This is a genomic window from uncultured Psychrosphaera sp., from assembly GCF_947500655.1.
GTDB lineage: Bacteria > Pseudomonadota > Gammaproteobacteria > Enterobacterales > Alteromonadaceae > Psychrosphaera.
In genome coordinates this window covers 73,697-95,000 of record NZ_CANMSK010000011.1, presented here as the reverse complement: position 1 = coordinate 95,000, position 21,304 = coordinate 73,697, and the positions used below count along the sequence as shown (strand labels likewise).

21 protein-coding genes are annotated in these 21,304 nt (G+C 34.7%); 12 read left to right on the top strand and 9 right to left on the bottom strand.

Annotated elements, in window-relative coordinates; translation table 11 throughout:
- Position 1: 1 nt before the first annotated feature.
- The gene (locus Q0940_RS10710; protein ID WP_299268216.1) at positions 2–1,216 is read right to left on the bottom strand and encodes an acetate kinase; all 1,215 of its coding nucleotides are present in this window, start codon (positions 1,214–1,216) and stop codon (positions 2–4) included.
- Between the two features lie 358 nt (positions 1,217–1,574).
- Here Q0940_RS10710 and Q0940_RS10705 point away from each other — a divergent pair, with 358 nt between their 5' ends.
- The 6 genes from Q0940_RS10705 (at position 1,575) to Q0940_RS10680 (ending at position 5,069) form a co-directional block, all read left to right on the top strand.
- Entirely contained in the window at positions 1,575–2,012 is a 438-nt protein-coding gene (locus Q0940_RS10705) for a DUF412 family protein (RefSeq protein WP_299268213.1), read from the top strand.
- A gap of 636 nt (positions 2,013–2,648) precedes the next feature.
- Positions 2,649–3,059 (top strand): hypothetical protein, encoded by a 411-nt coding sequence (locus Q0940_RS10700; protein WP_299268210.1) that lies wholly within the window; start codon positions 2,649–2,651, stop codon positions 3,057–3,059.
- Between the two features lie 231 nt (positions 3,060–3,290).
- Positions 3,291–3,731: a hypothetical protein gene (locus tag Q0940_RS10695; RefSeq protein WP_299268207.1), complete on the top strand. Its 441-nt coding sequence runs from the start codon at positions 3,291–3,293 to the stop codon at positions 3,729–3,731.
- 120 nt (positions 3,732–3,851) lie between these two features.
- Complete coding sequence (locus Q0940_RS10690; protein WP_299268204.1) at positions 3,852–4,166, top strand: YceK/YidQ family lipoprotein; 315 nt, start codon at positions 3,852–3,854, stop codon at positions 4,164–4,166.
- A 122-nt stretch (positions 4,167–4,288) separates the two neighbouring features.
- Positions 4,289–4,603: a DUF4144 domain-containing protein gene (locus Q0940_RS10685; RefSeq protein WP_299268201.1), complete on the top strand. Its 315-nt coding sequence runs from the start codon at positions 4,289–4,291 to the stop codon at positions 4,601–4,603.
- A gap of 157 nt (positions 4,604–4,760) precedes the next feature.
- Positions 4,761–5,069, top strand: a complete 309-nt coding sequence (locus Q0940_RS10680; RefSeq protein WP_299268200.1) for a DUF1272 domain-containing protein — start codon at positions 4,761–4,763, stop codon at positions 5,067–5,069.
- 70 nt (positions 5,070–5,139) lie between these two features.
- On the opposite strand, the gene Q0940_RS10675 is transcribed toward Q0940_RS10680, so the two are convergent.
- The 3 genes from Q0940_RS10675 to Q0940_RS10665 form a co-directional block, all read right to left on the bottom strand.
- Positions 5,140–6,966 (bottom strand): bifunctional diguanylate cyclase/phosphodiesterase, encoded by a 1,827-nt coding sequence (locus tag Q0940_RS10675; protein WP_299268198.1) that lies wholly within the window; start codon positions 6,964–6,966, stop codon positions 5,140–5,142.
- A gap of 42 nt (positions 6,967–7,008) precedes the next feature.
- Complete coding sequence (locus tag Q0940_RS10670) at positions 7,009–8,148, bottom strand: FIST C-terminal domain-containing protein (protein WP_299268196.1); 1,140 nt, start codon at positions 8,146–8,148, stop codon at positions 7,009–7,011.
- A 195-nt stretch (positions 8,149–8,343) separates the two neighbouring features.
- The gene (locus Q0940_RS10665) at positions 8,344–9,834 is read right to left on the bottom strand and encodes a hypothetical protein (RefSeq protein WP_299268193.1); all 1,491 of its coding nucleotides are present in this window, start codon (positions 9,832–9,834) and stop codon (positions 8,344–8,346) included.
- 128 nt (positions 9,835–9,962) lie between these two features.
- Between Q0940_RS10665 and Q0940_RS10660 the strand changes: the two genes are divergently transcribed.
- The gene (locus Q0940_RS10660; protein WP_299268191.1) at positions 9,963–10,424 is read left to right on the top strand and encodes a hypothetical protein; all 462 of its coding nucleotides are present in this window, start codon (positions 9,963–9,965) and stop codon (positions 10,422–10,424) included.
- Positions 10,425–10,670: 246 nt separating this feature from the next.
- Positions 10,671–12,689, top strand: coding sequence for a S9 family peptidase (locus Q0940_RS10655; RefSeq protein ID WP_299268189.1), 2,019 nt, complete (start codon positions 10,671–10,673; stop codon positions 12,687–12,689).
- Between the two features lie 184 nt (positions 12,690–12,873).
- On the opposite strand, the gene Q0940_RS10650 is transcribed toward Q0940_RS10655, so the two are convergent.
- From Q0940_RS10650 to xthA, 3 genes are all read right to left on the bottom strand, one after another.
- On the bottom strand, positions 12,874–13,551 hold the full coding sequence (locus tag Q0940_RS10650) for a hypothetical protein (protein ID WP_299268186.1): 678 nt from the start codon (positions 13,549–13,551) through the stop codon (positions 12,874–12,876).
- A gap of 70 nt (positions 13,552–13,621) precedes the next feature.
- Positions 13,622–14,227, bottom strand: a complete 606-nt coding sequence (locus Q0940_RS10645; protein ID WP_299268183.1) for a YceI family protein — start codon at positions 14,225–14,227, stop codon at positions 13,622–13,624.
- A gap of 80 nt (positions 14,228–14,307) precedes the next feature.
- Positions 14,308–15,129, bottom strand: coding sequence for an exodeoxyribonuclease III (gene xthA, locus Q0940_RS10640; protein WP_299268180.1), 822 nt, complete (start codon positions 15,127–15,129; stop codon positions 14,308–14,310).
- Positions 15,130–15,362: 233 nt separating this feature from the next.
- On the opposite strand from xthA, the gene murI reads away from it, so the two are divergent.
- Positions 15,363–16,271: a glutamate racemase gene (gene murI, locus Q0940_RS10635; protein WP_299268177.1), complete on the top strand. Its 909-nt coding sequence runs from the start codon at positions 15,363–15,365 to the stop codon at positions 16,269–16,271.
- A gap of 73 nt (positions 16,272–16,344) precedes the next feature.
- On the opposite strand, the gene Q0940_RS10630 is transcribed toward murI, so the two are convergent.
- A complete protein-coding gene (locus Q0940_RS10630) occupies positions 16,345–17,949 on the bottom strand; it encodes an ABC-F family ATPase (RefSeq protein WP_299268174.1) in 1,605 nt (534 codons plus the stop codon).
- 407 nt (positions 17,950–18,356) lie between these two features.
- Between Q0940_RS10630 and Q0940_RS10625 the strand changes: the two genes are divergently transcribed.
- On the top strand, positions 18,357–18,689 hold the full coding sequence (locus Q0940_RS10625; RefSeq protein ID WP_299268171.1) for a hypothetical protein: 333 nt from the start codon (positions 18,357–18,359) through the stop codon (positions 18,687–18,689).
- A gap of 93 nt (positions 18,690–18,782) precedes the next feature.
- Here the strand turns inward: Q0940_RS10625 and dbpA are convergent, their stop codons facing one another.
- Positions 18,783–20,168, bottom strand: a complete 1,386-nt coding sequence (gene dbpA / locus Q0940_RS10620; protein WP_299268169.1) for an ATP-dependent RNA helicase DbpA — start codon at positions 20,166–20,168, stop codon at positions 18,783–18,785.
- A gap of 152 nt (positions 20,169–20,320) precedes the next feature.
- Between dbpA and Q0940_RS10615 the strand changes: the two genes are divergently transcribed.
- Together Q0940_RS10615 and Q0940_RS10610 are read left to right on the top strand one after the other, a co-directional pair.
- Positions 20,321–20,671, top strand: coding sequence for a DUF6122 family protein (locus Q0940_RS10615; protein ID WP_363323579.1), 351 nt, complete (start codon positions 20,321–20,323; stop codon positions 20,669–20,671).
- Between the two features lie 90 nt (positions 20,672–20,761).
- A complete protein-coding gene (locus Q0940_RS10610; RefSeq protein ID WP_299268160.1) occupies positions 20,762–21,088 on the top strand; it encodes a hypothetical protein in 327 nt (108 codons plus the stop codon).
- The last annotated feature ends 216 nt before the right edge of the window (positions 21,089–21,304 follow it).

Genomic DNA, 21,304 nt, shown 5'->3' with positions numbered 1-21,304 from the left:
ATTATTTACTCTCAGATAAACGTGCAGCGTCTTGGGCGATAACCCATTCTTCATTGGTTGGGATAACTAAGACTTTAAACTGCGAATCAGGCGCTTGAATTTCACCAAAAGCACCAAAACGCGCTTTTTGATTTTTTTCTTCGGATAATTTGATTTTTAATATAGATAATTGGTTGATAACTTGTGAGCGAATATAATCTGAGTTTTCACCAATACCACCAGTAAATACAATTGCATCTAAATGGGAAAGGGCAACTGTGTATGAAGCAATATATTTGGCAACGCGATAGCAGAAAACATCTAACGCTAATTTAGCTTGTTCTTTCAGCTTTTTATCATCACCAAAAACAGCCTCTTCAAGTGTGCGACAGTCGTTACTCATTTTAGATAAACCCAGTAAACCACTTTGTTTATTTAATAAGTCGTCAATTTGTTTGCCGCTGTAATTGAATTGATTCATTAAATAAACAATAAGACCTGGATCAATATCGCCACTGCGAGTTCCCATCACTAAACCTTCAGCAGGAGTTAGTCCCATTGAAGTATCAACACTTTGACCATTTTCAATGGCACAAATAGAACAACCATTACCTAAATGAACGGTAATTACTGACGTCTCACTTGGTGGTTGTTGTAAATGCTTAGCTGCTTCTTGGCTAACAAAATAATGACTAGTGCCATGAAAGCCATAACGGCGTAAGCCTTTGCCTGTGTATAAATCACGATCTATCGCATACATATAAGCGTGTTGCGGCATAGTTTGATGAAATGCAGTATCAAATACAACTACTTGTGGCAAGGTTGGAAAACTTTTTTGAGCGGCTTGAATGCCAACTAAATTGGCTGGATTGTGTAACGGTGCGAGGCCACTGGTTCTTATAATTTCATTAATTACATGTTCGGTAACAATTACAGAAGATGTGAAAACTTCTCCACCATGAACCACTCTATGTCCAACAGCAGTTAATGAATCACTTAAACCTTTAGTATGTAAGTCACTAACTAAATATTCTATTGCACCTAAATGCTGGTTATTATCTGTTAATTCAACAACTTGTTTTTCACCATTGTACTTAATAGCTATTGTTGCTTTATTAGAGCCTAAACGCTCAGCTAACCCAGAGATAACGGTTTCAGCTGTCGTACTATTAATAACGGCAAACTTCAAAGAAGAGCTACCACAGTTTAAAACTAGAATATTTTTTTCAGTTGGCATAGATACCTTAAGTTTTTGAACTTCATAATTAAAGTAAGTATTCTAGTACAAATATTTAGTTTAAGAAATTGTTATAAGCTCCCTTAGTCGCATACTACTAAGTTACTGTTATACTAGGGGCTGTTTATCTTTCATTTTACTCAACGCTGGAGACTATTTGTTGCATCTAGCGAGGCAGAAGACTCGCGAATAGTGGTTCTATTTAAGTGTCTGGCGAAAATTAACAAGAACGAAGTTGGGGTGACAAATAGACCCAGCCCTTCGGGTTGAGGTTAAATTGTCCACTCAACGTTGCGCAAAATGAAAGATAAACAGCCCCCTATGGCATATTCGTTGTGTTAATTACAAGTTAATAAAGGTGATTGTTATTTTAGTTACTACCTTAAATACAGGTTATAAATTTAGCCAAACATGGCCGAAAAAAGAACCTTATTTACGCTCATTTCCTCAAACTGGTTACATTAAACTTGCCGACTTATCGTTAACGGTTGCTCCTATTATCGCGTTTATAACAGCTTGGTTGCAGTTGTCTTATATTGGTATGGAAAGCTTAAATACTGCTCTGGCTATGTCGCTATTAATTTTGTCATTACCCGTTCATGGTTACTATTTATTGGGTAAACAAGCTGAAGCAAGTTTATCTAGTGGATTAAAAAGCTGGTACAAAGAAATTGAAGAGCAATTACAGCAAAGTAATAAATTAATAAAAGAGGGCGAAATTAAAAAGGCTAGTTCACAACAGTTAACTTATATGGATTTGGCTAAGTTGTTGAAAGTTAGGTTTGAGCGGGGGTAGGTTTTTTTAAGGCTTGAAGGCTTGAAGGCCGTTAGGAAAAGCAAAAAAGCAGTCGTAAGCTGTAAGCGGTAAGTAAAAACAGATGGAAGGGGTTAGGGCTGTAAGCTCTAGTCCAAGTTTAAAGTTTACAACCAAAGCGCACACATCTCTGATGATCATCAATGATACACTCCATCATTCATCCCCGCTCGATTTGAGAAAAGTATTATCTTGTGGATAGACGTAATACAGATATTTAAATCGGGAGTAAAAGCAGAGCGAAAAGCAAAAGCGCGAACCTGCGGTTCGCAAGCAATAAATAGGTTTATATGTTTGTGCAATTAAGGGAATGTTCACGTTATTCAATGTAATTTATAAAAACGGCTCGATTAAGTAGAGGTTTTTAGTAAACTTCTGATTTTATAATAAATTATGTAAATAAATTTTTTACATAACGTGCCACTGATGGAGTGTTATGTAAATGGCTCGTTTTCCCCAAACAAAAAACGTTTGTTTATAAATAAATCAGCTGCTAAGTTATTACTATTCTTATAATTTATAGAAATAAAAAAGTTTATTACCCGAAAAAGCACCTGTGGATAACTTCCTTTAACAGGAATTCGCGCTAATAAGCGGTTATATGCACAAGGAGGTTTGGTGAAGTATCTAATTTTATTATTATCAATGTATTCAGGCTTTTCTTTTTCAGTGTGTACCGCTGAGCAAAGCGCAGCACCGATAAATATTATTACAAGTGTTGATATTTCAGGCGTGAAAGCAGGTGGAAATCACGATGATATGGATGTTATAACTATTGAAATACCTAAAGCTATTTTAGGTGTCCCATTTGAAAGTATCGAAATGACTGAAGGGGAAGTCGCAGAGTATTGGATCCCATTACAAACAATTGCTCAAGGTGATAAGTTCGTTGCACGTTTTAGCGGTCATAAAAGTGGAATTTTAAATTTAGAGTTTGCAGTCAATTTTCAATATAAAAACTGCTTACTTAGTACTTATACATCGGTAGCAAGTGCATATAACAAGCGCCTAAACTCCGACAATGATTAGTTGTCATAGTTTTGGCAAACAACGCAAAACGCCAAGTCAACACATTGCGTGTTAGGCGGGCGTTGAGGCCGTAGAATAACTCTTTTTTAAGAAAAATGGCCGATTTTATGGGGTTAAAATGCATTGCCTAGTGCGAAAAAAGCGTTTAGCATTTATTACAGGAGCTCGCTTTTTTTATCAATTTGGGCTGTTGGAGTAATTCTACAGCCTCGTTAGGCATACAAGGATATTATGAGTAAATTTCTACCTTTGGCGTTATTAACAACTGCTTTATCAGGTTGTGCTATTTTTCCACAGACTGAAACCGCATTAATAACTAACGGTAACAAAAGTGAGACAATGTGTTTTTCTGAAAACAAAAATGTTGTTGAAACTCGCATCAAGGGTTACTTAGCTAAATGTTATAAACCTAATTTTGTCTTTATTTCAGGAACCACTGGCTACAACTTAAACTATAGAGTTATGGAAACTAAAAGTAGTGACTCAACTACCTACAATGTATATTCGCCCTCAGGGAGTTCTCAAGGTTACTTTCTAAACGTAAAAATTGATCAAAATAATAAAAGCTGCGCTACGTCAGTAAACGTTGTGGCTTTTAATATGTTTTGGGAAGATAACTTCAAAAAAATTAATGACTCTGTAAATGGTCTAGAAGTAAGTTGTCCTATGTAATGTATGCCTAACAAAGGTTTTCAAGTCGGACAAATTACAGTTAGCTTTTTGTTCGTGCCTCACTTATTTTTAGCCAACAGCAATTTGCCGCATAATGCGGCGTTGGTACAAGGATGATTAATGCGTAAATTTATATTGATCAATATTATTATTTTATTATCTATATCTGGCTGTGTATCGATTGGTACGTTAGGTGAGAAAGAGCATAATAATAAAGTATTCTCTGGCACTATTCGGCATATAGAATTGGCATGCGGACATGGTATATGTTTAGATTTCCCATTTTCTTTTGTAACTGATGCAGTTTTATTACCTGTAACGATTCCTTGGTCTATCTATAATGTGTCAACAGGTAGAGCAGAAAAATATAAAGAATATCAAAAGTCTATTAATGACGATGTTCCAGAACTTTTAAAGAAAAATAATGTGGAGTAACTTGTACCATACAAGCTGTTAAACAAGGACAAAAAACAGTTGGTTTTCATTCCTTCGTCGTTTATTTTAGCCAACTATTATTTTCATGTTAGTAAAGCGTTATATTTATTGAGGTGGCGGTTATGATTGCCTGGCCATGCATGTTGAAACTCGATGGTGATGATGAGCTTATTTATTTAGATTCTCTACAAAGCTTCAATTTTGAATGTCGTGATCTTATTTTTAGTGATGATGATTATGTTATTGATTCATCAGGTTATTGTTATTTAATAGAGATTATTTCAGGGGAACTTGGCTTAACTAAAGAAGGCAAGGCGTTGTCAACGGATGAAGTTACTAATTTAATACGTGCACATGAATTTAATAAAGCTTCAGTTTGTCTTACTAAAATTCATTTTTTAACTGTTTCTGAAGGTATTGAGTCATTATCAAATTAAAAAAATAACCGAGATGCCTAAAAATACAAAAATAACAGAGGTAGTCTGCTGAACTTATTAAGTACTTGGATAGGATATTTATTTAATTCTTAGAGTTAGAGGGCTTTTAAAGTGGAATTGTTAAGGCGTTACGTGAATCAAAACGGAGTTTTAATCTATGCTAGAAATTAGACCTAATTGTGAATGCTGTGATAAAGACTTAGCACCTGATTCTACTGAAGCCATGATCTGCTCATACGAATGCACTTTTTGCTCGTCATGCGTGAATGATATCTTAGGAAATGTATGTCCCAATTGTGGTGGTGGTTTTGTTCCTCGCCCAATCCGCCCCAAAGTAGCTAGGCGAAAAGGCTTGAGCATTAATCACCAAATGGTTTCAACTGAAAGAGTACATACTGAATACAGTATTGAAGAACTTAAAAGTTTCTCTTTAAACGTTAAACACATAAAAGCGGAAGACAGATGATTAATAATTTATATAAAAACGAACACTCGGTTCGTTTTTTTGCTCTTACTTACCGCTTATAACTTACGACTTACCGCTGTTTTTTATCATCTAACAAACTCATTAATTCTGGCAGTGGCATTGGTTTGCTGAAATAGAACCCTTGGTAGTGATAACAGCCTAAACTTTTTAAAGATTCTAATTCTGCTGATGTTTCTACACCTTCAGCTAGTACTTTCATATTGAGCATTTTACCTAAACTTATTATCATACTAGCAATGGCGATACTCTCTTTACTTTTATCTATGTTGGTAACGAATGAACGGTCTATCTTTAGAGTATTTGCAGGAATTCGTTGTAGATAAGTTAATGACGAATAACCTGTACCAAAATCATCAATTGCACAGCCAATATTTTTCGCTTTTAAATTATGTAGTAGTTTAATCGAGCGATCTATATTTTCGACCAAAAAACTTTCAGTTAGCTCCAAGGTTAAGTACTTTGGATCAATATCATTTTTCTCAATTGTATTGATTATTAACTCTTGAAAGTCATGTTGAATAAGTTGTTTCGCACTAATATTAACGGCTATGTTTCCAACATTATCTAACAGTTCCTCTTGTTTTAATTGATGAATATCTCGACAAGCTTGCTCAAGTACCCATTGGCCTATATTTAAAATTAAATCACTTTCTTCGGCTATTGGAATGTAAATTGAGGGAGATACCATCCCGTAAATTGGATGCTGCCAGCGAAGTAGGGCTTCTGCTCCAACAATGTCAGCGTTGTGATTATATTGTGCTTGATAATATAATTTAAATTCATCATTAACTAAGCTTTGCTTCATTGCGTTACTATAAGCTAAACGTCTATTAATTTTATCGGACATGCTTGTATGGTATTGAATACCTTGTAATGTCTTGGCGTTTTTAGCTTCATACATTGCTATATCAGCAAACTTAATAATATTACTTACTTCACTACTTTGCTGCGGGAATATGGCATAACCAATACTGCAGGTTAACTTGTATGAGTTGCTTTCGAACATAATTGGAGTAGATAAAAGGTTATTGATTTTTTGTATAGTCTGTTCAATTTTTTGCTGGTGATTGGCTGATAACTTTTTAATGACTAAGATAAACTCATCGCCACCAAAACGGGCAACGTCAATATTGTCATTCGCTAAACTTTGTAACTTTTGAGCAAACGATAATAATATTTTATCTCCAATAGTATGGCCCATCACGTCATTAATTGGTTTGAATTGATTCAAATCTATAAAAATAATACTGCCACTGTGTGAATTGTTGATTGAGTCTGTAATGGCTTTTTCTAATAAATCATTCAAATGCTGGCGGTTTATTAAGCCGGTTAATCCGTCATGCTGAGCCTGATAAATAACCTTTTTTTCTGCAATTTTTCTTGACCGTATTTCTTGAACCAAAGAGTCATGTACTATTGATGCATAACAGCTGGTTGCTAGTTTTTGTAAAATTGGCGTGAGGGCTTTTTGTATTGTTTCTTCTATAAAATAATGAGTTTCAAAAATTAGCAAACCTTGCTGTGGAATGATAAAACCAAATAAGTAGTGCGAGTTTTTACATTGGCGTGAATGAGAATGCTGTAATGTATCCAATTCTTTTACAAAAGAAGACAGAGCTAAATCAACAAAGGACGCTTGTCGATCTTTCATTTGGGGAATACTTAACAAATGTTGATGTGGTGCATTTTGTTGTTTAGCTAATTTTATTGGCAAGCCATTACGATCACAATACATATAGATATGAGCGCTGGTTAAATTGAGACGACTAAAACACACTTTCAAAAAAACTTTTAACATGTCTTTAAGATCTAATTTGTTACCAATCGCCATGGCGATTTCATGTTGTAATGAGATAATAAATAATGCGTTGTTCATTGTCTTCGCTTGATCCCTAAACTAAATAAGTAGCACCTAAATTCACCAAGAACCAATAACAGTTGATTTGTTAAGTAGTTTGATTGCACCGCTTTCACTATTTGTAATTTCACCAAAGCAGACTACGCCAAATAATGTTTGCTCGGATGAGTGCTTACAAATTGAGTCAAGCTCTAAGCTAAATATGTCATCTAAGTATAATGCACGACTAATACAATCAAATACTATAGTGGCAGAAAAATCGTTATTATCAATTGTTGTCATGGCAACTATCGCAGCATCTTCCGCTGCGCGAATTAATGAATCTGTACTTCCTTTGAGTAAATACACCATAGAATTAACTGGAATACTGCCAACACATTGTAAATAACCGTCTTGAGTTAAAATAGGGTCTCGTACTATAAGTTGGTTGTTGACGCCTTGTATGCCTAAAGGATAATTCTTTGCGATGTCAAAGAAGTTACACTCGTTAAATTTAAGGTTACTAATACTTTCAATTTCATCTTTATAAATATTGAATGCAGGTTGATAATCTAAACTTATAACGGTTTGTTTTTCTACTTCAGAGACAAGGAAAGGGCCTTTTAATATTTCCCAACCATGAGTTGCTGCAGTGGTTATTTTACTATTTAAAGTCACTATTTGAATTGCGTCGTCAATTAAGCCGTCATTAGTAAATAAACAAGGTCTTTGTTTGAATTCTAAATTGCCGGCTCCGCCACCTATTATGTGTGTTTGATAATCTAAACATTCAAAAAGGCAGTCGATAAAGTTTTCGGTGTTGTTAATAAGAGAGTCATAAAACATAAGTAAGCTACGATTACTTGGTACTTGACCATTCATAAGGGAAGTTTGTTCTATTGCTTGGATCAGTTGTTCATCGATGACTAATGTCGATACGTCACGAATAAGACTTACTTTAACTTGCTGCTCAAAACCTATGATAATGCAGCCTTTTTGCATTAATTCATTTTTATAAATTAACTTAGGATAAATACCGCCACAAATAGGCAGGGGACAAGCAGATATAAGAGGATTGATTTGTTGTGCGGTAAACTGGTTATCTTGGCATGCAAGAATTAATAAACTAGCTGAATTACTTGCCTGTGCAAGCGTTAAGCCTAGCTCAAGCTCAGAGATTGAATGACTATTGCAGCGCCAGGTAAATAATACATTGCTCATTAAATACTAATTGAAACTCCAGTTGAATAAGTCGGTAATATAACAAATTTATTACAGTAAAGACAGAGTGGCTCTGTGTTTGAACATAGTTCTAGTAAATTATTTGTCATTAAATTATGTCAAATTAATAAACAGCGATATTTTCAAAGGTCCTGCGACTTAAATTTTAATCCTAACTTAACAAGGTTAATTACCTCAACTTAAAAGTACTCGATATGCTCTTTCAAAGTCACTGTTGGGCAAATAAGTGTCTGGGTCGTGTTCTCTAATGCGCCAAGCATTAACGGTCATTTGTAATTTTCCGTTCACCTTTTTAAAGCCAACCGTCATAAAATGTTCACGTGTACGTTCTTTTGGATAAGCTGAAAACAAAAAGCCTTTTTTAGTACTTACCGAAAAATCTTTGTAATAGTTGACTGTGTGTTGCTGCCATCCGTCAGGCAAATAATCATAATGAGGAAATTGCTCTGGAGTAAACTCAGGTTTAGCCGTCGCTATGCCATTTAGGTAGGTTAAATTGGACATTGGAGAGGATATTACTTCTGTTAATGTCGCTCCGTTATCGCCAATTGGACAAGACGCTATACGCCCATAATGAACATCACCTGATAAAACTACAATATTTTGGCCTGTACTTCCCAACGCCTCTAATAACTGCTTATATTGTGTGGTAAAGCTAAGCAGGTTTCTTTCTGAATTGTTAACGTTAACAATAAGTGGCTGAGGAATAACTAACACGCCAGGGCTAGTTAGTGATTTAGCCCAGTCTATTAATTGTTTAAACGCACTTGGCGGTAAAAAGTTTCTTTTAGAACGATAAGATCGTAAATCTGCAAGGCAAAAGGATAGGTCGTTACCAATGTTAAAGGTTTCAACTTTGGGAGAACGTTGAATGTTTTTAACCGCATCTTTAGATGCCTTGGTCCAGACGTTACGTACACTTTGTAATTTAAGGGCTAATAATTGTGGAATTAGCGAATCATGAAATGGATAGTCATTCCAATATTCATGATCATCAGGCAACATCCAAGTGCCGCCTCGGTTTAATATACCGCCTAATAACTGCCAGTTATCAGCGTAATCATTACCAATACGCTCTCTTATTTCATCTGGATCTCTAGATAAAGAATCAAAGCCAATATCTAAGTACACCTGATCACCAGTTAAAAAAGTAATGTCAGGTTTTATGTCTTTATGGCCTCTTTCATAAATAGCTTGGTAAGCTTCAGCTGTCCGACCTCCATCTCTATGGGGATAAAAACAACTCGCTAAACCAACAGTGAAAGAAGATTGTTCAGGTATTTCTTCAGGGAGAGTGGTTAAATACCCATTTCTTAAAGGGACCCAACCAATTGGCAGTGTTTTTTCTTCAGGATAAATATAACGTTCAAAGCAAAGAGTATAAGATGTGTTAGGTTGTAAGTCGTCAAAAGTTTGCAATGAAAAAAAACGTTTTTTAGTAAAGCTGAAAGGGCGTTTCCAATTTGATTTTCTAATATACTTGGTTTGTACAATTTCACCATTTGCAATCAGATGAACACGAGCACTTTTAGGCTTTATAAGCGTGGAGAAAAGAGTGCCAACCCAAACTTCTGCACTTGTAGTGGTTACTCTATGTACCGCAATAGCCCACTTACTAGTATCAGTATTGTATTCAGGCTTGTGTTTTTGCAAATGTTCTATCATTGGAGATCCTTATCGCTTAACTTGAATTAAATAACATTAATGCTCTGGTGTATATTTGTAAAGAATATAACTTTTTAGTAATACGAATGTAGAGTATAGAACGGTTGATAATAAATCTAAGGTAAAATATGACATTTAAAATGGCGACGGACAGTGACGATACAAACAACAGGACTGAACATCTAAATACTATTACATTACCTGTTTTGCATTCTCCAATAAATGAAAAAGATAACAAAACAGACCGCTCCCTTTTTACTGATCAATTATTATCTCTTGATGATTATAACGGACTGTTTATTACACCCAGAATAGACGCGCTTAACTTTCGTCATAGAATGAGTGAACCCAATTACGTTAGTGATTGGCATGTTGCAGGTGATGCTACGTTGATTATTATTCGTAGTGGAGTATTAAGAATAGGGCTACGTAATGGTGATCATCGAGACTTTAACGCTGGTGATATGTTTGTTGCCAAAGACCATCTACAAGATGACGAAGAGTTTGATAGCGAAAAACACGGTCACACTGCTGCTGTAATTGGAAATGAAGTGTTAACAGCTGTGCATATTAAATTATTTGAGAGTTAAATAAACACAAAATATTGTTGATCCATCAAACCTCTATTTTTCATAATTGTATTTATAAATAGCTGAAATGATTAGCTTTAAGATTAATTTCAATATAAAAGATACTTGTAATAATTGTTTTTTTAATTATATTATCTCTACTAAAATATCATGCTAATTAATAATTAGCAGCTAGCTAGATTTACATATTGAATCAACTACTCGTCATTGACGTTAAAGCAACTCAATTCAAACAATGGAAGTACCATGAAAGGATTTAACATCTTGTTTAATAAAATCACAATTATAAATTACAAAATACTGTTTATCTTTATTTTGTCGCTTATTTCATCTTTAGCTACTAGTGCAGAAATTCCATTAGAACATTTTACCAAACATGGAGACTACTTAGACATAACAATTTCACCTGATGGTAAACATTTTGCAGCCCGCATTCGACATGATGGTAAGGTTCCTCTTGTTTTTATTGAACGCACAAGTGGTAAAATTGTGGGAGTGATCAATCCAGGGATTAATAATGAAGTCCATACCGTAAATTGGGTTGATAATGACCATGTTATTTATGAATTGGCAGAGAAAAAGTATTTTTTAGATAAACCGATCTCAACTGGAGAGTTATTTAGCGCTAATTACAGAGGTAAAGAATTAAAAATACTTTTTGGTTATAGAGCTGGCGATGAAAAAATAGGTTCTCGTATAAGTAAGAAAAAAGATATTAAATCGTCTCAAGAGCTAGTTAATATATTGCCAGATGACCCTGATAACATATTAATAATTGAGCACCCTTGGTCTGAAAAAGGTAATTATTATTATGATAATAGAAATCGATCACCAATTCTTAGTTTATTAAATTTAAAAAATGGTAAACGAAATAAAATAGAATCCATTCCTTTTAAAGGTGCTGATGTAATCTCAACAAAAGCAGGTGATGTATTATTCGCCTCTTGGACTGATGAGAATTATATTTTTCGAGCAGCTTATAGAAAAACAATTGAATCACCTTGGGTAGAGTTAGATGAAAATATTTTTAATGGTTCAGGTGTGGAACCTGTTACTTTAAGTGATGATGCATCAAAAGTGTATTTTATGGTTAGTGAAGGTGAACTCGGCATAAAGAATATGCTAGAGCTTGATTTAGTTACAGGAAATAAAAAAGTCCTTTTTGATTCAGTGGGATCTGGTATTTACGGATGGGAAGTGGAGTTAGGTAGCGGTATTCCAGTTGTTGGTATTAGTTATAAAAATAAACAAGAATTCCATTATTCATCAAGAGCATCTGAAACATCCAATTTACATAAAATGTTAGCGAAAGCTTTTGATGGGCAGAGTATTAGAATGGTCGATTCGACAAGTGATGGCCATTTAGTATTGCTACGGGTTAGTAGTGATATAAACCCAGGTGAATATTATTTATTTGATGTAGAAACTAAAGCAGCTGAATTTATCTGGGCTAATCGATCTTGGATAGATCCAAGACACTTAAGGCCAACTAAACCTATTTCTATTGAGGCACGAGATGGATTAAAAATTTCTGGATACCTAACATTACCGGAGCGAGTAGCAGAAAAAAAATCACCAATGGTAGTAATGATCCATGGTGGACCTCACGGTGTCAGAGATTACTGGTCTTATGATAGTGAAGTTCAGCTGTTAGCAAACCGAGGTTATGCTGTATTACAAGTTAACTTCCGTGGTAGTGGTGGTTATGGATCGCACTTTCAGAAGCTAGGTTACAAAGAGTGGGGAGGAAAAATGATTGATGACATTATTGATGCTACCAATTGGGCATCAAATGAAGAATCAATCGACAAAAATAATATATGTGCTTATGGAGCTAGTTATGGTGGTTACGCTGCTATGATGGTAGCAGCTAAAGCCCCAGAACTTTATAAGTGTACTATTGGTTATGTAGGTGTATATGACTTAAGTCTTATCTTTAGTGAAGGTGATATTATAAAGTCTTGGGGCGGACTTGCTTATTTAAATCGAGCTGTAGGTAATGAAAAAGACTTATTGAGTGAAGACTCTCCAGTTAATAGAGTTGATGATATTAAAGCTAATGTTATGTTAATTCATGGTGATAACGATAGACGTGTACCCGTTGTTCACTATGATAAAATGCTTGAAGCACTTAAAAAAGCTAATAAGCCAGCGAAAGAGATGCTTTTCGACTTGAGTGGGCATGGCGTTTGGGACGAAAAAAGTCGAAATAAACTTTATTCTGGAATGTTGGAATTTCTTGAAGAGAATATAGGTCAAAAATAATTGATTAGGTTTTAATTACTTTGGGTATTTAGCTTTATGTTTGGGGCAATTTATCGCCCCAGCTTCGTTTTTATTATTCTAGTTATCCCAAATAATAAAGTGTAGTAATACAATATTATCAAACATAAAAAGCTCATTTTTGCTCTATTGAATAATAGAACTAAAATGAGCTTATTAAATAATTTTACTCTGTAATGAATTTTTTCAAATTATCATAGTCTAACTTTTTAACCGTGCCGTTATATAGAACTAATGCAACTGGTTCTTGATTTCGATTAAACTCTATATAATAACGGTTATTCCTATCAGTTTTTATCTTTTTGTATTTATCATTGCTCTTTATAACTAAAAAACTGTTTTCATTTACTATGTCGTCAGTTGAGTTAGCTGAAATGTAAATTGATATATCTTTTATTGACGTTAATTTGAATTCTATTGGTTGTGCATCTAAATCACTCGCTTTCCCTTCATTTAATACATTACTTTTAAGGTATTCATGAATGTTGTCTAACGTAGTTTCTGATATTTCTAAATTTAAGCCACAAACAGACTGACCTATTGGTAGATGGGTGAAATAAGAATATTTACTAGAATAAATGCAATCAAATAGACTGTTATCATCGCTAAACGTAATAGATATTTCTTCTTTTGAAATACTCTCTGTTGTTCTTTCTAATGCTTGTTTATCATTAAATTCAGATAAAAATACATTGTTATTTTGAGACTGACTCAAAATGTTTTTATAAACCTTGGTGTTATCTATTACGATGTCATTACCATTTTTTGTGATCTTATCTATCTGTGCATAAACATTTTTTGTAGTAAATAAGCTAAAAACGATAAGAAGTAAAAGTACTTTCATTTTATATCCTTTATTAAATTAATTACCTTCTATATTTCAGTATAAAAGGTAATTTTATTTAGAATGGTAGCTATTTAACGCCATCAAATACTAAGTTAAAGGTAACTGGTACTTGTGTGGTAATTGACGGTAAGCCAGCAATATCTCTTAACGCATTTATCCCTTCTACTAATTTAAAATCAGCGGCGTTTAATACAATTGGTTTTATTGAGCTTACGTTTATTGCATCATTGACTAGTTTCGTTATTTGAAGTTCTGTGGCCAATTCTTTTTTATTACCGTGTAAGTCCAACACAACTGTTTGTTTTTGAGTAAAAGACTCACCAATGGCTAATTTACTTAATTGTGCAAAATCAATATTGGCCATAACAACGGCTTTTGAATAAACCTCAGTTTGAAATAGCATAGACTGTAGACGGTCATTACGAATAGGGATCATAGTTTCAGGGCTCGCTAAGTCAACTTCTACACTTGCCTTTCCTTTCTTATCCACTGAGCCAGATAACTGTTTAAAATAGTGTACTTCAGCAATAGCTGAGCTTTTAACTGAAACAAAACTTAATGTAGATTTATCATTATTAAGTGTCCAATCAGCAAAGGCCTTACTAGAAACAAACGCAGTCGAAAGTAATAATGGCAGTAATAAACTTGATGTGATCTTTTTTGCTAGTTTCATTGTTATTCCTTATCTTAAATTTAAGAGTAAAAGTTAAACTAATATCGTCTTACATTTTTTATTTAATATCAGCGTTAATATTAAATATCAAACACTGACCAAATTGGCGCATGATCTGACGGTTTTTCTATACTACGTAATTCGTAATCTATACCTGTTTCAGTACACTTTTCGTTAAGACTATTGGTTGCCAAAACAACATCAATACGTAACCCTCGGTTATCGTCAAAGCCTTTTGAGCGATAATCAAACCACGAATATCTATTATCAGTCGTTGGATTTTGCTCTCTAAACGTATCTTTAAAACCCCAATCCATTAACGTTTTTAGCCATTCACGTTCTTCAGGCTGAAATGAACATTTACCGGTTTTCAACCAACGTTTACGGTTTGGTTCGCCAATACCTATGTCTAAGTCAGTAGGGGAAATATTAATGTCTCCCATTACAACAACATTCTTTCCTGCATCTTCGTGTTCTTGTAGGTAGTTCATTAGATCAGAATAGAACTGTCTTTTGTATGGAAACTTAATCGGATGATCAATTGCTTCGCCTTGTGGAAAGTATCCATTTAATACTGTAACACTTTGGCCTGACTCAGAGTCAACTTTAATAATGACCATGCGTTTTTGATTTTCTTCGGAGTCAGTAGGGAAACCTTTTTGAGTATGTGTAATACGAGCTGCAACGTCGTACCGAACTAACATAGCCACACCGTAATGGGCTTTTTGGCCATGAACAATAGGTGTATAACCTAAGGCTTCAACATCAGAAAAAGGGAACACTTCATCATGCGCTTTGGTTTCTTGTAAGCCAATAATATCTGGATTGTGTTTTTCAATTAAAGCTGCAAGTTGATGAATACGAGCGCGAATGCCATTTATATTAAAAGAGATTATTTTCATTATTAATTTATCAGGTAATGAACAAAGATAACCTGATCATGCCTTTAACAAATTGTTATAGCAAAGGAAAAGTAATAAAAAGTATAAAATTAAATAGATAAATAATTTCAATCTTCCTACTCAACAAGTAACATACAACAACTATATTTATGTGTGCTCGCATTCGTTACTAAAGAATATAACTCAAACGGCATTGTTAGAGTATTAAATAAGAGATTAGATAAGGTAGATAAATGAAACAACAATCTCCTATTGGAGTTTTTGACTCAGGAGTAGGTGGGCTTTCTATCGCGAAAACCATTCATAATTTAATGCCTAACGAAAACGTTATTTACATAGCTGATCACCTTTATTCGCCATACGGTAATAAATCAACAGAAACCCTACAACAACGTACATCACTTATTATCGATTACTTTGTAAGCCGAGATTGTAAGGCTATTGTTGTTGCGTGTAATACCGCAACCGTTCATACAATTGCATATTTAAGACAACTGACTGACATTCCTATTATTGGGGTAGAGCCAGCGTTAAAGCCTGCATCAGAATTAAGTAAAACAGGTGTTGTTGGTTTACTTGCTACACAGCAAACCATTAATAGCGATTCGTTATTAAATTTAAAGTCTCGGTTTGAAGACAGGGTCAATGTGCAATTAGTGGCTTGTCCTTTGTTTGTTGAATTAGTTGAACAAGGAAAGTTAGACAGCGCAGAAACTAAACAGGCGATTACTCATTATATAAAAGGGTTGATTGACCAAGATATAGATCATCTCGTATTAGGTTGTACTCATTATGCGTTTCTAATCCCGACTATTAATCAATGTATAAAGCAATTAACGAATAAGCCGGTTACTATCATTGAACCGTCATATCCTGTTTGTTTGGAGTTGCAACGCCAGTTAGAAAATAGAAATCTACTAAGCTCACATGACATTTTAGATAGTGCTCCAGAAAGTAGATCAAGTAAGAGAATAGGAGTATTCGAGTTTTTCAGTACTCAAAAAGACAAAGGCTCGATAGTATTAGATTTAAACAGCTTGTTTAGTTTGTTATGGCAGCAACAAGTAAATGTACAAACAATAGAATTAGGAACTAACACAACTAACGAGTTTTTCAGGACAACAGCTGAAAATAGAAAATAGAAACAAAAAAGCCATCGTTAGATAAAGTAACGATGGCTTTTTTATTAGCTTATTTGAATAGCAACAGGTGAGTTTACGCTATCTTATTTTTTAGCTTTTGGCTTGCACGGTATTCATTATAAGAGCCGTGGAAGATATCCATGCTGCTGTCTTTAATTTCAATAACATGGCTGGCTAATGACGACACAAATTGTGTGTCGTGGCTTACAAAGATAAGCGTACCGTCAAACTGTTTTAATGCATGATTAAGTGCTTCAATAGATTCCATATCCAAGTGATTGGTTGGTTCGTCCATGATAAGTACGTTTAAGTCCATCATCATTAATTTGCCAAACAGGAGTCTGTTTTTCTCACCACCAGAACATACTTTAACTTTCTTTTCAAAGTCGTCAGCGGTAAATAATAAACGACCTAACATAGCTTTTACTGCAATGTCGTCATGCTTTTTTGTTCGCCATTGGCTTAACCAATCAAACAAACTTAAGTCGCAATCAAAGTCTGTAGTGCTGTCTTGAGGGCAATAACCGATAGTGGCATTTTCAGACCATTTAACATCACCTGAATTGGCTTTTACTTCGTCAATTAAACAACGTAAGAAAGTAGTTTTACCTGCGCCATTTTCACCGATAACCGCAAGTTTTGCTCCAGCTTCTAAGATCAAATTACCTTTTTGGAATAATGGACCTTCATCATAACCGTGTCCTAACTCTTCTAAAATAAGAACTTGGCGATGTAATTTTTTATCTTGTTTGATTGAGATAGAAGGAGTGCGTCGACTTGACGATTTAACTTCTGATAATTCAATTTTATCTAGCTTTTTAGCACGTGAACTGGCTTGTTTCGCTTTAGATGCGTTGGCACCAAAACGCGCCACAAAAGCTGTTAACTCTGCAATTTCTGCACTTTTCTTGTCGTTCTCTGTTAATAGCTGTTCACGGATAAGTGAAGATGCTTCAACAAAGTATTCGTAGTTACCTGGGTAAATGCGTAATTCACCGTAATCAATGTCAGCCATGTGAGTACAAACAGAGTTAAGAAAATGACGGTCATGAGAGATGATGATCATGGTACATTTACGTTGGTTTAATACTTCAGCTAACCAGTTGATAGAGTGAATATCCAAGTTATTGGTTGGTTCGTCTAACAACAAAATATCAGGATTTGAGAATAGGGCTTGTGCTAATAACACACGCACTTTATAACCTGGAGCAACTTGACTCATTAAGCCAAAATGGAATTCTTCGTCGATACCTGCTTCTAACAAAATATCGCCAGCGCGAGATTCGGCAGTGTAACCGTCCATTTCTGCAAATTCAGTTTCAAGGTTGGCTACTTTCATGCCATCTTCTTCTGACATTTCAGCTAAAGAATAAATACGATCGCGTTCTTTTTTTATTTCCCATAATTTGGTGTCACCCATAATTACGGTATCGACTACTGAATATTCTTCAAACGCAAATTGGTCTTGGCTTAACACACCAAGTTTATTACCTGGAGTTATAGAAACATTACCCGAGCTAGGTGATAAAGCACCACTTAAGATCTTCATGAATGTTGATTTACCACAACCGTTGGCGCCAATTAAACCGTAACGATTGCCATGCCCAAACTGAGCAGAGATGTTTTCAAATAATGGCACAGCGCCAAATTGCATGGTGATATTTGCGGTAGTGATCAAAGGGTATTTCCTGATATGTGGGGCTTGCAGAACGATAACTGATCTGAATGCCAGTTATTGCCAACTAGAGCGCGCGTATTATACAGAGCATTAACTCTAAAGTCGATGTTATCTGATGATTATATAAACAAGAATATTCGGAAGTATTTCTTTGTAACTAAGGCCGTTTATAGTAGTTAAAGTATTAGATGCATAGCGTTATATTATTTCATTTGTTTAAAATTGAATCTTTTGCTATGTTGTTCTGGCTTTAGAGAACATGATGTTTTGAGCCGTAATATATGTGTTTACATTGAAAGTTAAAATCAAAATGTAAGTAACTCATATAATTAAACAATTTTAATGACTCGTACTTAACCACCTAAAGGGTTAAGACGTCAAAGAAGTTAAGAATAAAAGGAATTTATATGAAAATATTCAAAAAATTACTGCTGTGCATATTTGTTATTTCCCACTTTTCTCACGCCCAAGAACTCAAGATCACAGCTCAAAAAGAAGTAGTAACAAACAACAACAAAGTACACACCTATATTGGCAATGTACAAATCACACACTCAGAAAACGAACAACCTCAAATAACATCAAACTCAGTAAGTATGGCTAACGGGAAAACGGTGATGGAAGGGAATGTAAAAATGACCTTTGAACATGCAACTGCTGTGACTAACAAAGTCGTTTATGTGCAAACTAAAAGTGGGTTTGTGGCAAAAATGGATAAAGTGATTGTTACTTATCATTAGCACCTAGAATCAGTGCTTATGACAAAATCACCACTAATAATTAACCTACTTGAGTAGTATTTATTATTAGTGGTAAGTTGCTATTATTTAAGTTTAACGGATACGCCAAGCTCTAAAACTACGGCCTTTTAATTTGCCTTTTTCTAACTTGTGTAAGGCTTCTTTGGCAACAGATTGGGCTACCGCGACATAAGCACAGAACTCTAATACGTTAATTTTCCCAACGTCTTTACCATCAATACCGTCTTTACCAGTAAGTGCACCAAGAATATCACCCGGACGTACTTTATGTTTCTTGCCACCGTCAATACGAATAGTGCCCATTTTAGGCGCAAAAATCTCTCTTTCAAGTACCGACGCATCTGGTAATTCAGATTCACTAATACGAATGCCTAAGTAATCTTCAATCTCGACAACTTTGTAAGAATCTTTATTGGTAAATAAACTACAAGCAACACCTTTGCTACCAGCACGACCTGTTCGGCCAATACGGTGAACGTGTGTGTCGGCATCATGAGCTAATTGGTAGTTAATCACCGCGTCTAAGTTGTCTATATCTAAGCCGCGAGAAGCAACATCGGTTGCCACTAAAATTGATATGCTTTTGTTAGCAAAACGAACCAATGTTTGATCTCGGTCTCTTTGTTCCAAGTCACCATTTAGTTCGATAGCACTAAAGCCTGCGTCTAATAAGAAGTCTGTAACTTCTACCGTTTCTACTTTTGTATTACAAAAGATAACGCAAGACTCTGGTTGGTATTCCATTAATAATAACTGTATCGCTTGTTTACGAGCGTTGTTGTTATCAACATTAAAGAACTTTTGATCTATGCTGCTTTCAGTATGAGTTGACTCAACTTTAACCATAATCGGGTCTTTAAGTAGTTTACTGCTAATACCTTTAATTTGATCTGGGAAAGTGGCACTGAATAATAATGACTGTCTATCTTTAGGCGCTAAATCGATAATAGCGTCAACAGCATCTTGAAAGCCCATTTCTAACATTTTGTCAGCTTCGTCTAATACTAAAGTATTTAAGTTATCTAGGTTTAAACGACCACGGTCTAAATGATCTAAAATACGACCCGGCGTTCCAACAATAATATGTGCGCCATGTTCCAATGAACCAATTTGTGGTCCCATAGGAACGCCACCACACAGTGTTAATACTTTAATGTTGTGAATGCCACGAGCTAGTTTTCTAATTTCTTTAGCAACTTGGTCGGCTAATTCACGGGTAGGGCATAACACTAATGACTGAACACGAAAACGTTTCACATCTAAGTTATGTAATAAACCCAAACCAAAAGCAGCTGTTTTACCTGAGCCAGTTTTACCTTGAGCAATTACGTCTTTACCTTCAATAATTAAAGGAAGACTTTGCGCTTGAATTGGCGTCATTTCGTTATAATCTAGCGTCGCTAAATTACTAACAAGATCTGGATTAAGGGCCAATGATGAAAATGATGTTTGTGTCAAAGTTATACCTTGAAAAGTAGTAAATGATTAAATTGGCGGCATTATAACAGCTAACAACCTAAGTAAGTATGCGAGTTTTCCTTATATGGCTAATTTTTTTATAGGCGTAATTAAACCAATAGTACTAGCGTGATTAAATAGCGCAGTTTACTATGCGCATGTTTAATAAATTATTTAGATCTCATTTTATGTTCCATCTGCTTTTACATTTTATTGTTCCTTTATTAGTTGCCCTAATATTTTTTCGTGAACATTGGGAAAAAGCCCTAATCATTATGATGTTAACGATGGCTGTCGATATTGATCACCTATTAGCAACACCAATTTATGATCCACTAAGATGCAGCATGGGATTTCATCCCTTACACCAATTAATTCTAGTTCCACTATATTTGGGTTTATGCTTTATAAAGCCTGTGAGGTTGGTTGGTATAGGCTTAATGATCCATATGTTGTTGGATAGCATAGATTGTAAAGTGAACCTAGGTGTTTGGTTTATGTAGTAATTTTTTCGATAATAAGCAAAGCAAGTTCGCTGAATTGCGAATACTGTGCTTAGATAGTAGTAGAATATTTACGAGGTTACGCTCAATATGAGTCAAGAATTAGATTTAAAGTTAATCGTTAGGGTGGAGCCAGGTTCATTAGGGCCTGACGGGTTAGATCATATAGAAGCTTTTTGTGAGTTAGCTAATAAGGTTTTTTCAAAAGTAGATTATATTCAGTTGTCTTTTAGCATAGTTCCTCGTTATGACAAAGCTTTGCCGGAGCTTCAATTATTAATGAATGATGTAATTTTACCTGATCAAAGAGCTGAATTATTGTTAGATAAAATGAATGTTACGTTTGAGCAAGTAGAAGAAGAGGTTATGGAACGTATTTCAAACCTAATTGACAGGTTCATAGGCCATAAGTACTAGTTATAGTCATAGGTATTTAAGGCTGATGTGACTTCGTTAGAAACATCAAGGTAATAACACGAATTATTCAATTTTAAGACATCCATTTTATTTACTCATTCAGTAATATAAAAAGGGTGTCTTTTTTTATTTTAAGTATGATGCGCATAACAGTACTACATTTCCCATAATTGCTATTTTTATAAAGAGTGAATAACTTGGTCGCCGTTAAAAAAA